This is a genomic window from Kitasatospora sp. NPDC032757 (assembly GCF_055579305.1).
Map to the genome: position 1 here is coordinate 14,870 of NZ_JBVINN010000031.1, position 12,915 is coordinate 27,784.

General features: G+C 72.3%; 8 protein-coding genes and 1 pseudogene. 5 read left to right on the forward strand and 4 right to left on the reverse strand.

Going from position 1 to position 12,915, the window contains the following annotated elements:
* Positions 1-228 precede the first annotated feature (228 nt).
* Together ACZ5WK_RS28080 and ACZ5WK_RS28085 are read left to right on the forward strand one after the other, a co-directional pair.
* A pseudogene (locus ACZ5WK_RS28080) lies at positions 229-1,137 on the forward strand (MFS transporter); the annotation flags it as partial.
* 1,290 nt (positions 1,138-2,427) lie between these two features.
* A complete protein-coding gene (locus ACZ5WK_RS28085) occupies positions 2,428-2,928 on the forward strand; it encodes a hypothetical protein (RefSeq protein ID WP_465551301.1) in 501 nt (166 codons plus the stop codon).
* Between the two features lie 139 nt (positions 2,929-3,067).
* On the opposite strand, the gene ACZ5WK_RS28090 is transcribed toward ACZ5WK_RS28085, so the two are convergent.
* Positions 3,068-5,830: a helix-turn-helix transcriptional regulator gene (locus ACZ5WK_RS28090; protein ID WP_465551303.1), complete on the reverse strand. Its 2,763-nt coding sequence runs from the start codon at positions 5,828-5,830 to the stop codon at positions 3,068-3,070.
* Between the two features lie 205 nt (positions 5,831-6,035).
* Between ACZ5WK_RS28090 and ACZ5WK_RS28095 the strand changes: the two genes are divergently transcribed.
* From ACZ5WK_RS28095 to ACZ5WK_RS28105, 3 genes are all read left to right on the forward strand, one after another.
* A complete protein-coding gene (locus ACZ5WK_RS28095) occupies positions 6,036-8,867 on the forward strand; it encodes a helix-turn-helix transcriptional regulator (protein ID WP_465551305.1) in 2,832 nt (943 codons plus the stop codon).
* Positions 8,868-8,963: 96 nt separating this feature from the next.
* Positions 8,964-9,902 (forward strand): alpha/beta hydrolase, encoded by a 939-nt coding sequence (locus tag ACZ5WK_RS28100; RefSeq protein WP_465551307.1) that lies wholly within the window; start codon positions 8,964-8,966, stop codon positions 9,900-9,902.
* Positions 9,903-10,133: 231 nt separating this feature from the next.
* Complete coding sequence (locus ACZ5WK_RS28105) at positions 10,134-11,093, forward strand: AraC-like ligand-binding domain-containing protein (protein ID WP_465551309.1); 960 nt, start codon at positions 10,134-10,136, stop codon at positions 11,091-11,093.
* 116 nt (positions 11,094-11,209) lie between these two features.
* Here the strand turns inward: ACZ5WK_RS28105 and ACZ5WK_RS28110 are convergent, their stop codons facing one another.
* Genes ACZ5WK_RS28110 through ACZ5WK_RS28120 form a run of 3 tightly spaced genes read right to left on the reverse strand, consistent with a single transcriptional unit; the run spans position 11,210 to position 12,907 of the window.
* Positions 11,210-11,935: an alpha/beta hydrolase gene (locus ACZ5WK_RS28110; protein WP_465551311.1), complete on the reverse strand. Its 726-nt coding sequence runs from the start codon at positions 11,933-11,935 to the stop codon at positions 11,210-11,212.
* Between the two features lie 53 nt (positions 11,936-11,988).
* Positions 11,989-12,135 (reverse strand): GNAT family N-acetyltransferase, encoded by a 147-nt coding sequence (locus tag ACZ5WK_RS28115; protein WP_465551433.1) that lies wholly within the window; start codon positions 12,133-12,135, stop codon positions 11,989-11,991.
* Between the two features lie 28 nt (positions 12,136-12,163).
* Positions 12,164-12,907: a GPR1/FUN34/YaaH family transporter gene (locus ACZ5WK_RS28120; protein ID WP_465551313.1), complete on the reverse strand. Its 744-nt coding sequence runs from the start codon at positions 12,905-12,907 to the stop codon at positions 12,164-12,166.
* Positions 12,908-12,915: the final 8 nt, after the last annotated feature.

The following is a 12,915-nucleotide window of genomic DNA, read 5'->3' on the forward strand; positions in this document are numbered from 1 at the left end:
CTCCACCGGGCACCAACAGGATCCCCCCTCGGAGCACACGACCACGCTGCCCTCATGCTGACGCCACTCCCCCACCCCGGCAAGAGGGCGGACCAGCCCAACTGGCGCCAACGTCACTGCATCCCAACGGGTTTGGGACCAGGGGCCGACTCGTCTCCCGCCCCAGCAGATCCCCGCGCCGGACCACCCTGCGGACACGACGTCAGCGGCTGAGCCGTCGACCGGTTCGGTGCCCGGCGGGTGCGGCTGGCCCTCTACCTGGTGCGCGGCCTCGGCTTCCTGGCCTTCCCGCTCGGCACCACCCTGCCGGTCTTCGCCCTGGTCGCCACCCTCACCGCGGCCGGCGCCCAGGCGTTCCCCGCGACCCAGCAGGCCCTGATCGGCGAGCTCGCCCAGGGCGAGCACCGGGACCGGCTGATGGCACTCGCCCGGAGCGTGAACAACGCCGACCTCGGCGCCGGCGGCCTGCTCGCCGCCGGATTGGTCCAACTCGGCGGTGACCGCGGCTTCCTGGCGGTCGCCTGGCTGAACGCGGCCACCTTCTTCGTCGCGGCACTGTTCGCGCTGCGGATCAGGACCCCCCTCCCGGTCCGCCCCGCGGCCGGCCGGCAGCGGGCCGACTACCGCGCGGTGCTGCGCGATCGCCCGTACGCCGGGCTCACCCTGGCCAACTTCCTGATCGCCCTGGGCTATTCGGCGCTCAGCGTGCTGCTGCCGGTGTACGCCGTGAGCCAGTTGGACCTGCCCGCCTCGGTGGCCGGTCCGCTGTTCGCGGTCAACACCGCACTCTGCGCCTTCGCCGGCGTGCCGGTCGGCAGGCTCGGCCGGCGCTTCGCCCGGCGTACCCGGGTGGCCGCGGTCGGCGCCCTGGTCTTCGCCACCGCGTTCCTCGGCTACGCCCTGCTGGGCGGTATGCCCCGCCAGGGCGTGATGGCCGGCCTGGTCGGGCTTCTGGTCCTCGTACACGATCGGCGAACTGGCGCACAGCCCGAGCGCGGGCGCACTCTCAGTGAGCGCCGCTCCCGCCGAGGCGCGCGGCCGCTACCTGGCCACCTACCAGCTGTCCTGGGCGCTGTCCCAGACCCTGGCGCCGTCCGGATGGCCACCATGCCGGCGGCTCGGCCCGCCACCTGGTGACCATCGCGTCCCTGCCCAGTAGCCACCTTTTTGTGCGTACTGGGCAGCGACGTGCGGCGCGACGAGACTGGCGCCCAGAAGGACGAATGACAGCAGGTCAGGAGGCCGACGGTTCGACCTGTCCGGCCTGCTCGGCCGTAGCAGCCACAGCGGAACAACTGGCGCGGGCCTATCACGACCGGTGGGAGCATGAGATCGGGGCCGCGCAGCTCAAGACCGCGATGCGCGGCCCTGGCAGGATCCTGCGGTCCAAGAGCCCCGAGCTGGTCCGTCAGGAGATCTACGACTACCTGCTCGCGCACTACGCGATCAGCGCGCCGATATGCCGGGCCGCGACCAACGCCGGGATCGACCCGGACCGGGTCAGGTTCACCCGCACCCTGCGGATCATCCGTCGGCACGTCACTGCGATGCCGGCAGCCTTTCCCCCCTGGGCATCAAGGTCGAACCGTCGACGCTATAGGCCGCGACATCACCCACCCCAGGAACCTCAACCCTCGGCGCCGCGAACGCAGTTACCCCAGGGTCGTCAAACGCGCCCGACACAACAGCTACCACGTCAAGCGCCCCGGTGACACCGGCACCCGCCACAGCAGCCCGCCAACCATCCGCCTCGCCAACATCCCGGGGGCCGCTTGATCAACTTAAGCCAAGCGGCATTGCCCCTTTGCCCCCCAGTCAATCGCTTCAGGTAGTGCCGAAAGCCAGGACTTCGTGGTCCTGGCTTTTCTGCATCTCAACTACCTTGCAAATAGCGAATGTTGGAGGGATTTGACATGCTCGACCGACGGTCGGGGGCTGCTTGGGGTGAGCCCCCGTCAGTGTTCACTTGATGCACAAGCGTCCGTTATCACCCACGGGCGCTCACGACCGCTCATCGCGCGTGGCCCCAAAGTGGTCACCAAGCGGTCCCCGGGGCTCCGGTTACCACCAGTGACACCAATCTGTCGGGCTCTCAGCAACCACCGGCGGAAACGCCCCTCAATCCACCAGCAGCGCCGCCGGCCGGCGGGGTCACAGTGGGCGGATCAAGGTCGACTGCCCACCTGCCACGGATGGTGATCTTCCAGGCGCTGTGTCGTCTTGAGCATGTCCTCACCGATTGGTTCTGACGTGCCTCGCGCACCGTCCCCCGCGCTCTGCCAACACGTCCAGCCGCCCAGCGAGTCTTGGACCCGGGGTCACCAGATCCAAGGGAAGGGAAGCTCATGGGACAGCGTACGCAGCGCGGTCGGGTCCACCAGCGGTGTGGCTGCTCGGACGTGAACGGGAGGCAGTTGGGTCCGTGGTGTGTGCGCCTGCTGGAGGAGGCTGATCACGGGCGGGTGGACGTACTGCGTCGACCTGGCCCGGGAGGCCCGGAAGCGCCGTACCCGTCGGCGGGGCGGGTTCGCCACCCGGGCCGAGCCGATGCGGGAGATGGGGGCAGTGCTGGACGATCAGCTGCGCGGAGTTTACGAGGACCGGCACACCACCGTGGCGAGCTTCCTGCGGGAGTGGCCGGCGGCGAGTAAGGAGGTGCTCGCCCCGAACATCCATGCCGGCTACGCGGACTGCGTCGAGCGGGACCTGATCCCCGCGTTCGGTCACTACCGGCTCCCCGATCTTCGTCCGAAGCAGATCGATGCCTGGGTCACCGCCCAACAGGAAGCCGGCCAGGGAGGCTGGACGTGTTCCGCTGGGTCTCCTTCTACAGCCTCCGCCGTCGCCACTCCACGCTCGGGCTACCTCAATCCCATCCAGTTCGAACAGCAGACAGCGGCGTCCCGTAGGGTCACCCTCACCGCATGAAACTCCGCTGCCCACATCCCGGGGAAGGCTCAGTCACGAGTGACGAGGCGGCAGAACCCAAACTCCGGGCGGTTCTGGAAGCACGTGGCAGGCAGCTCTCCCTTCAGCTGGAAGGGACGGCCGTCTCCCCCGTTCGATTTCACTGGCCCAAGACGTCCCGCAGTTGGGCGCGCCCCGTGATGCCGAGTTTCGGGAAAATCTTGTGCAGGTGGAACCCGATGGTGCGAGGGGACAGATAGAGCCGGGCGCCGATGTCCCGGTTCGTCAGGCCCTCCGCGGCCAGTTGGGCGATCTGCAGTTCCTGCGCTGTCAGGCCGGACGCGGCCTGCGGTGCCGCGGAGTCCGCCACGGTCACTCCGGCCGCGCGGAGTTCGGCCGTGGCCCGCCCGGTCCACGGCCGCGCGTCGAGCCGTTCGAAGGTCTCCAGGGCGGCGGCGAGCAGCGGGCGCGCCTCCACGGCCCGCCGGCGCCGCCGCAGCCACTCCCCGAAGTCCAGCTGGACGAGGGCGTGTTCGAAGGGCCAGTGGGCGCCCGCCGGGTCGGCGAGTGCCGCGCGAAAGTGCGGCTCCGCCCCGTCGGCTTCGCTCAGCAGGGCGCGGGCCCGGTGCACGATCGCGTCCAGGCGGGCCGAGCGGGACGGGCCCAGGAGGTCCTCGGCGGCGCGGAGCACGGACCGGGCGTCGTCGGTCCGGTCGGCGCGGACGGCGGCCGCGGCGAGGTCGGCGAGGTGGTACGGCGAGGCGTGGTGGTGCACGGGGGCGGGGCGAGGGCCCCGGGTGTAGGTGCGGCGGAGGTGCTCGTACGCCGTCCGGTGGTCGCCCTCCACGAGCGCCGCCGTGCCGAGCGCGTGGCAGTGGCGGACGTACAGGCTGCGGGACGTGCGCAGGTCGATGCCGCGCACCGCGTCGGAGGCCTGGGCCCGGCCGCCGGCGTGGTCGCCGCGGGCGGCGCACAGCGTGGCCCGCAGGATCTGTGATCCCACGGTGACGTTGTCCGCGCCCGCCTCCCTGGCCGTCCAGAAGGCCTCCTCGGTGGCCGACCGGGCCGCCGTCCACGACCCGCTCTCGAACAGCGCGACCGCCCGGGCCTGGGCGACCGTGCAGTTGGTGCCGGCCGTGGCGGCGGTGCGGTGGTGGTCCACGGCCTGGCCGAGCAGACGTACGGCCAGGCCGGTCTCGTCCAGGATCCAGGCGGTGCCGCCGAGCATCAGGAGGTCGGCGAACGGGGCGTCCCGTCTGGCTTCCACCATGCGGTGCAGGTCGGCGACCGCCGCTTCCCGCCCGGTGAAGGGGTCGGCGACGGCCCGTATCCAGAGCCACTGGGTCCGGTCCCGCAGGCCGGGAATCAGCCCGCCGATCCGCCGGAGTTCGGCACGGTGGGCGGGGTCGCCGGACTTGGTCGCGGAGGTGGCCGCCGTCCCCAGGGCGTCCAGGGCCAGGGCGGGCTCCGCGGTGGCCATGGTCTCGGCCACCGGCAGCAGGAACCCGAGCGCGTCGTCGTGCCGCAGGGTGACGGCCAGCGCCCAGCCACCGCGCAGGGAGGCCTCGGCGAGCAGCCGGGGGTCGTCCGTCAGGGTCGCGACGCGGGCCGCGATCTCCTCGACCCATTGGGGGTGTCCGGCGAGCATGGCGGAGGTGGCGGCGGAGAGCAGCCGTCCAGCCCGACGCCCGGGGTCCGGGGTGAGTTCGGCGGCGCGCTCCAGCGTGGTGGCCGCGGCCGCGTACCCGCCGCGCCGCCGGGAGCGTTCGGCGCTCTCCGCCAGGGTGTCGGCGACATCCTCGTCCGGACCGAGGGCGGCCGCGGCGAGGTGCCAGGCCCGGCGGTCCGGTTCGTGTGCGAGCGCGGCGGCCAGCACCAGGTGGGCCTCCCGGCGGTCGGCGAACGGGGCGGCCTGGTGGATCGCGGACCGGATCAGCGGATGCCGCAGGCGGACGTCTCCGTTCTCGACCCGCACCAGTCCCGCCCGTTCGGCGGGCCGCCAGACCTCGGGATCGTCCAGGCAGGGGGCCGCGTGCAGGACGTCGGCGAGCCGGTCCATGCCGGCGACCGCCGCCAGGAGCAGCGCGCGCCGGGTCTCCTGCGGCAGGTCGGGCAGGCCGGCCGCGAACAGCTGCTGCAGCCGTGCGGTGAGCGGCAGGGGGTCGATCGGGCCGCTGCCCAGGCCGCCCGGTTCCCCGGCGCAGGCCCGTGCGAGTTCGATGAGGGCCAGCGGGTTGCCTCCGGCCTCCTCCAGGATCCGGGCGCGGGCCCTTCCCCGCGGAGGGCTCGGCTGCTCGTCCAGCAGGAGGCCCGCAGCGGCCCGGTCCAGGGGGCCCGCCGCCAGATGGGGGAAGTCGCGGTCGAAGCGCGCCGGCACCGAGTCGTCCCGAGCGGCGAGCAGCAGGGCGATGCGTTCGCCTTCGAGGCGCCTGGCGACGAACGCCAGCACGTCCACGGAGCCGACGTCCAGCCATTGGGCGTCGTCGACGATGATGAGTACGGGCCGTTCCGTCGCCGCCTCCGAGAGGAGGGTGAGCACGCCGGACCTGATCACGAGCGGGTCCGGGCTCTCCTGCCCGTCGCCGTCGTCCGTGCCGAACGCTTTTTGCAGGGCGTCGCGCTGACGTGTCGGCAGCCGGTCGATGTCGCGGAGAACGGGACGCAGCAGTTGGTGTACCCCCGCGAAGTCGAGGCCCAGCTCGCCCTCACAGCCGCGTACCCGGAGCACACGTCGGCCTCGTGCCGCGGCCTCGTCGGCGGCGTGATCCAAAAGGGTGCTCTTGCCGGCGCCCGGCTGACCGGTGAGCACGAGCACCTTCGAGCCGGGGCCGTCCGCGGCGTCGGCGAGCTTGCCGATCCACTCCAGTTCACGGGCTCTGCCACGGATGCCCCGTGTGCGTGCCTCCACGGCGCCGACGTCCATGCTCTCCCTTGTCCGACCCACGGCCGCCCCGGACCGCCCGGTAGAGCGGGGCCGGCCGTGAATTACCTGTTCACAGCGTTGACGCCATTTTGCCAGGCGCTCTTCCGGCATGACTGGTCACATGACAGAAGCAGCCCGCTCGCCCTTCTGGCAGGATCCCCGCAGAGGTGGGAACAATCTGCCTCGTGCGGGGAGTCGGAGTGCGATGACGGAGTTCGAAGCGGGATACGCGCCTGCGCCGATCGGCCGTGAGGAGGAGGTCGACCGGATCCTGCGATGCCTTGACGTACGTTCCGGTCCGCAGGGTCTGCTCGTACTCGGAGAGACCGGCACCGGCAGGTCCCGGTTGCTGAGGTTCGCCGAGGAGACGGCCGCGGCGCGTGGGGCCCGGGTCCTTTCGGCGCGGGGCTGGGACGGGGCGGAACCGCCGCCCTTCGCCTCGCTGCACCGGCTGCTTCTGCCGGTGCTGGACGCGCCGGACACGTTTCCGAAGGACCGATGGCCGGTGCTCCGCAGCGCCTTCGAGCCGGGTGCGGGAGCCGGGCCGCAGGAGCGACGTGCGCTGTGTGCCGTCACGCTGGCACTCCTGACCCACCTCGCCCGGACGAACCCGCTGATGGTGGCGGTGGACGACGCCCAGGACTGCGACGACGCCTCCTTGGATGTCCTGTCCTCCGTACGGCGGCGGCTCACGGACCAGGCGGTGACCATGCTGTTCACCGCACGCGGCGAGGCTCCTCCGGCCGGCGTCCCGGCTGACCTTCCCGTCCTGCGGCTCGGCCCGTTGTCCCCCGGGGCGGCCGCCCGGCTCCTGGACGCGCAGCCCGATGCGCCTCGGGGGCGGCACCGGCTGGACCTACTCCGGCAGGCGGAGGGCAATCCGCTGGCGGTCGTCGAGCTGAACCGGGCGTCACGCGTCGGTGCCGGGCCGGCCTCGGCCCCGCAGGCGTTCGCCTCACGTCTGGATGCTCTCCCTGAGGACGCGCAGCGCGCGCTGCTCTACGCCTCGGCCGCGCTGCGGGAGGAGGAGCTCCGCATCGTGATGGCCGCCTTGGGCACCGACGACCTCACCGTATGGACCCCGGCGGAGGAGGCCTGTCTGATCGGCATCGCCGACGGCCGCCTCGCGTTCGGTCACCCGCTGGTACGCGCGGCGGCGTTCCGCCGGCAGCCCGCGAAGCTGCGGCAGCGGGCCCATCAGGACCTGGCCGCGGCGGCGGGCCAGAGCCCGGCGAACCGGGCCTGGCATCTGGCTGCGGCCGCGATCGGCCCCGACGAGGCGGTGGCCTCGGCCCTGGAACGGGCGACCGCCACCCACGCCCTGCGCGTGGGAGACCGCTTCGCCTCGGCGAAGGCCCTGGAGCTGGCGGCGCGGCTCAGCGGAAATGACGAGGCCCGGGCCCGCCGCCTCGCCTCGGCCATGGCGGCGGCGAGCGATCTGGGGGATCCGGAGTGGGTCCGCGACCTCTACACGGAGTTCTCCCGGGTCAACCGTGACCCGGAGCTGCGGTGCATCGCCGCCTGTGCCATGGCCGGCGCACTGGCGCTGCTCTCGTTCCAGCGCGAGGCCTTCGCGCTCCTGTCGGACACGTGGCGCCACTCTCCGCCGCGTACCGCCACCACCGCCTTCGCGCTCACCGCGATCGCCGCCTCGATCGCCCACCAGTCCGGTCTGCCCGAGCACCGGGCGGAGCTGCCGCGCCTGCTCGACCACGCGAGACAAGCGGCCCGGCAGACACCCGGGTCGCGGGACGGCCGCCGCGGGCACTGCGGGCACTTCACGCCCCCCGGGGGCGTCGGGCCGGTGGACCCGGGCTTCATCCCCGGGCTCGGCGGCGCCGGAGTCCTGCCGGCGCTGGAGACCTACGTGTCGGCGGGAATCGACGCCGGCGCCCACGTGGGCGGCAGGTCCCGCCGGGTGCCCTTCGCCCTGCCCGGAGCGCTCGACGGCCCGGCTCCCCTGCCCCGGCTGCTGGCCGACGCCGCGGTGGCGTACTACACCGACGAGTCAGAGCTGTGCGCGGAGCTGTACCGGCAGGCGAGCACACTGAACGGTGCCTGCGGGGCGTGGGGCCCACGCTTGTGGACGCTTCCGCAACACGTGGACACCCTCATCGCCATGGGCCGATGGCCCGAGGCCCGGACCCTGATCGAGGAGGGACGCTCCGACGCGGTGGTCCACCGGTTGCCCCGGGTCGACATGGACCTCGAAGCGCTGGAGATGACGCTGCGCGCCCTGCGTGGCGAAGCACTGCCGGACATCCTGTTCACCGGCCCCCACTGGCGCTCCGTCAATCTCGGCGAGAACCTGGCTGTTCGAGCCAGGATGCTGCGCGCCGGCGGACTCCACGCACTGGCCCTGGGGGACGTGGAACGCGCGTTCCACCACTTCAGGGCCTTGTTCGGTGAGGACGGATCGCCACTCACCCCCTTCCTGTCCCCGCGCTCCGTCGGCGAACTGGCCGCCGCCGCGCAGCGCGTCGGCCGGAAGAAGGAGGCAGCGTACGTCCTCGGCGCGGTGCGGGCGGGTCTGGGCGAGCGGCCGACGACCCGCATGACACTCGTGATGCATCACGCGGCCGCCCTCGTCGACGAGGAGGCGGACCCCGAGCACCACTTCCGGCTGGCTCTGGTCAACCCCGCGGGCGACACCTGGCCGCTGGAACGGGCCCAGGCCCGTCTGCACTACGCGATCTGGCTGCGCAGGTGCCGACGGCCGCTGGAGGCCCGCACCCAGCTGACCACGGTCCTTGAGACGGCGGCCCGGCTCGGCACCCGCGCGCTCACGGACGCGGCCCGCGGCGAGCTGCGCGCGACAGGTGTCGCCGACGCCTCCGCCTCGGCCGAACGGCTGGCCGAGCTGACGGCCCAGCAACAGCAGATCGCACGGCTCGCCGCCGGTGGCCTGTCGAACCGCGAGATCGGCGAACGGCTCTTTCTTTCGCCGCGCACGGTGGGCTCGCACCTCTACAACGTCTATCCCAAGCTCGGCATCAGCAGCCGCCATCAGCTTCGGGACCTCCTGCACGACAGCTGATGTGCGAACAACCACCGACCAGCGGGGCCCGAGCGAAAGGCGGAACGAATGCAGCCGGACCCCGACCGGGAGGCGCGCGCCGGGCAGCCGTCGCCAGTGATCCTGGATCCTCTGGTGCAGCGGCTCCTCGACGCCTCGGCGGCACCGCCCTTCCTCCACGAACTGGAACCAGAGGCCGCGCGACAGGCGCTGCGGGAGTCCCAAGCCGACCGGATCGACGACTTCGACGTGGACGCCACCTTCCACACGGCGCCCGTGGGGCCCACCGGCCTGGTGGGCTTCTGGGTCTTCCGGCCGACCGGTGTGGGGGGCCGGCCCCCCACCGTGCTCTACGTCCACGGCGGCCGCTGGATGCTGGGCGACGGGCAGACGCACGCCTGGCTCATCAGCGAGCTGGTGCGCGAAGCCGGTGTCGCGGCCATCGTTCCCGAGTACAGTCGCACACCCGAGAGCCGCTATCCGGTCGCCCTCGAAGAGTGTTACGCCCTGCTGACCTGGGCGGTCGGACAGGCCGAGTCGCTCGGGCTCGACACCGACCGGCTCGCGGTCGCCGGGGACTGCGCGGGGGCCACTCTTGCCACGGCGCTCACGCTGCTGGCGCGGGCACGCGGAGGTCCGGAACTCCGCGCCCAGCTCCTGTACTACCCCCTTACCGACGCCCGTTGCGACAGCCCGTCACAACGGCTCTTCGCCACGGGATACCACCTCACGCGGGAGGCCGTACGGTCGTACTGGCGGCACTACGTGGTAGATCCCCGGCAGCGGGATGAGCCGACCGCGGTCCCGCTGCGTGCGAGTACGGCCGCGCTCGCGGGACTGCCGCCGGCCCTGGTCGTCACGGCGGAGGCCGACGTCGCCAGGGACGAGGCGGAGGAGTACGCGGACCTGCTGCTTCAGGCCGGTGTCGCCGCGACCGCAGCACGGTTCCAGGGCACGGTCCACGACTTCGTGTCACTGACCGCGCTGCGCAACAGCCCGTCGACGCGGGCGGCCGTACGGCTCGGCGGCAGGTTCCTCCGCGCTCACCTGCGGTGAGAGCGGCCGGGGACGCGTGGCGCATCCCCGGCCGACGCGTGGCGGGGACGCCACCTGCCCGCCGTCGCAGGAGCCGGGATGCGGGGTACGGGGTACGGGGTACGGGGTACGGGGTACGGGACAGAACACCAGTCGGGTGACTGATGGCGACGACGGCGGATGGTTCGAGACTGGACTTCCTACTGTTTCGACGCTCTCCAGGGAGCGTCCGCACGACCATGACGAGAGGTCATGATGTCCGTCGTACTCTCCGTCCTGCCGCTGCCTCCGTCCGAGCGGGCCGACTACTGGCAGAGCATCGTCTCCGACACCTTGGTGCCGATGGACGTCACGCTGTACGAGCGCGAGCCCGCGACGGGAACCATGGCCGTCGATACGCTCGGCCCCCTCCAGATCTCGGTGGTCGAGGCCGGCCCGGCGAGCGTGTCGCGCCACGCCTCCCTGATCTCCAGGGGCGGAGCGGAGTACATGACCGTCACGCTCCAGCACCAGGGCACCGGGCGGCTCACCCAGGACGGGCGCCAGGCCCTGGTCCGCCCCGGTACTTTCACCTGCTCCGACGCCGGCCGGCCCTACGACAGGGAACAGCCGGAAAACTTCCGGTTCACATCGATCCGGGTACCGAAGGAGGTCCTGGCCGTGACGGACACCGAACTGCGGGCGATCACGGGGACCGTCTTCGACAGCCACCGCGGCACGTCCGGAGTGGTCGCCGGCCATCTGGAACGTCTGGCGGACCGGGCGGCCGACTTCGACCCGTACACAGGCCGGCAACTCGCGATGACCGCCGTCGATCTGCTGACGCTGCTGGTGCGCGAGCGGCAGGGGCTGCTGAATCCCCACGCGTCGGAGGTGGCCCGCGGGATGCTGGCCCGTATCAAGGAGTACATCCTGCGACACCTGGCTGATCCAGGTCTCTCTCCGGAGATGATCGCGTGCGCGCACCACATGTCCGTCCGGTACCTGCACAAGATCTTCCAGGCCGAGGGGACCACGGTGAGCCGTTGGATCCATCGCGAGCGCCTGGAGAGGTGCCGACGGGAGCTGGCCAGGCAGTCGAGGTCCGCACCCACCGTCTCGGCGGTGGCTCAGCGCTGGGGCTTCGTGAACCCGTCCCACTTCAGTCGGGCCTTTCGCACCGCGTACGGGATGTCACCCCGGGACTGGCAGTCCAGCACGCGCCACGTGTGAACCGAGGCGACGCTCCGCCGGGCCGCACCGCACGGACGGGCCGGCCGCCCCGTGCGCGCGTGCCGATCCCGCCCGGGCGGGGGCGGGATCGGCACGGACGCGGCCCGGGCAGCGGGTCAGTGAGCGGTGGACCGGACCGCGTCCAGGATGAGCTCGGCCACGCGCTCGGGCTGGGCGAGCATGACCAGGTGCGAAGAGTCGACCTCGGTGATGGTCATGCCGGCGCGCTCGTAGCCGTAGCGCTCCATATCGGGGTTGAGGGTCCGGTCGGAGGTGGCGATCAGGCCCCACGAGGGCTTGGTCTTCCATGCCGCGACCGGCGCGGTCTCCGTGAAGGCCCGTGCGGACAAGGGGCGTTGGGAAGCGGCGAGCACCGCGGCGAACTCGGGGTCCACGTCCGCGGCAAAGAGGTCGGGGAAGCGCCCGACCGCCACCGAGACGTCGGTGCCGGTCTCGTCCGAGCCCGCCACGGGGAAGGGCGTGTAGACGAGCGCGTCGGCGAGACCCGTGTCGGGGAAGCGCCCTTGCAGCTCGCCGAGGCTCTCGCCCTCCTCCAATGCGTATCCGGCGAGGTAGACCAGCGCCTGGACGTTGTCCTCCGTGCCGGCGACGGTGATGACGGCGCCGCCGTAGGAGTGCCCGACCAGGACCACGGGGCCGGCTATGGCGCGTACCACCGAGGCGATGTAGGCGGCGTCGTCGACGAGGCTGCGGTTGGGTACGGCCGGGGCCACCACCTCCAGGCCTGCTGCGGTCAGTTCGGGGATGACGCGGGCGTAGCTGGAGGCGTCGGCGAAGGCACCGTGGACCAGGACGACGGTGGGGCTGACGGGTCGGGACATGAGTGAACTCCTCGGGACGTGGGTGGGGGTGTGGAAGGCAGAATCGCTGTGTTTCACAGGCCGAACCGGGCGCGGCTCGCCTCGGGAACCAGGTCGGCGTACTCGGGGTGCTTGCGGATCCACCCCCGGATGAAGGGGCAGTACGGCAGGACGTGCAGCCCGCGTGCGCGGGCATCGTCGAGGGCTCCCCGGGCGAGCAGCCCACCGTGTACAGGGGGTCGGCGGTGTTCAGAGCGTGCGACGCACGCCCGCCTGGCGCTCCAGGTTGCGGAGCTGGACCGCGAGGTCGCCCTCGACGGCGGCGTGAGCGGGGCCGCTGCGGCCGATGGGCAGGACCTCCTCGCTGCGCATGTCCTCCAACATCAGGGCAAACGCCGCGTACATCGCGACGAGCGCCACCAGGAGGCCCAGGACGCCGGACGTGCGCGTGAGCCATTCGGCGCCGGTGAGGCCCGACAGGCCGGTGGCGGCCCAGCGGGGCAGGGAGACCGCCAGGACGAGCCAGAGCGCGCGCTTGGGCCGGGTCACGGCGGTCATCAGCGCCCCGAAGCAGAGGAGCGCCAGGTTGAAGACGCCCAGCACGCGCAGGCCGTCGGCAGTGCCGCTGAACATGACGAGCGCGTAGGCCAGCCAGCTGCCGGCGAAGATGCCCATGAGCGTCGCCGCGATCACGTCGCGGGCGCCGAAGGCCAGGACGCTCACCAGGAACTGCAGGGCGAAGGCGGGCAGTACGCACAGGGCGACGGCGCCGCGGGCCTCGGCCTCGAAGAGCCCGAGCTGCAGGCATCCCGTCATCACGGATGCGATCGCCACCGTGAAGAAGCCCAGCGGCATGGGTGAGGCGATGGGGCGCAGGTTGATCCGGGTCATCGACCGCAGGTCCGGCTCGAAGCGGCGGCCCGGGCCGGCGTCCGGCCGGTTGTCCGGCGCGTCGTCGGCGCCGCCGGAGGAGGAAGCGGAGGCTGTACTCATCGTGTGGA

Bases quoted from the DNA above. Each gene is read 5' to 3' on its own strand.
- ACZ5WK_RS28110 (WP_465551311.1), bottom strand. From the start codon at position 11,935: ATGTCCCGACCCGTCAGCCCCACCGTCGTCCTGGTCCACGGTGCCTTC.
- ACZ5WK_RS28105 (WP_465551309.1), top strand. From the start codon at position 10,134: ATGATGTCCGTCGTACTCTCCGTCCTGCCGCTGCCTCCGTCCGAGCGG.
- ACZ5WK_RS28095 (WP_465551305.1), top strand. From the start codon at position 6,036: ATGACGGAGTTCGAAGCGGGATACGCGCCTGCGCCGATCGGCCGTGAG.
- ACZ5WK_RS28120 (WP_465551313.1), bottom strand. From the start codon at position 12,907: ATGAGTACAGCCTCCGCTTCCTCCTCCGGCGGCGCCGACGACGCGCCG.
- ACZ5WK_RS28090 (WP_465551303.1), bottom strand. From the start codon at position 5,830: ATGGACGTCGGCGCCGTGGAGGCACGCACACGGGGCATCCGTGGCAGA.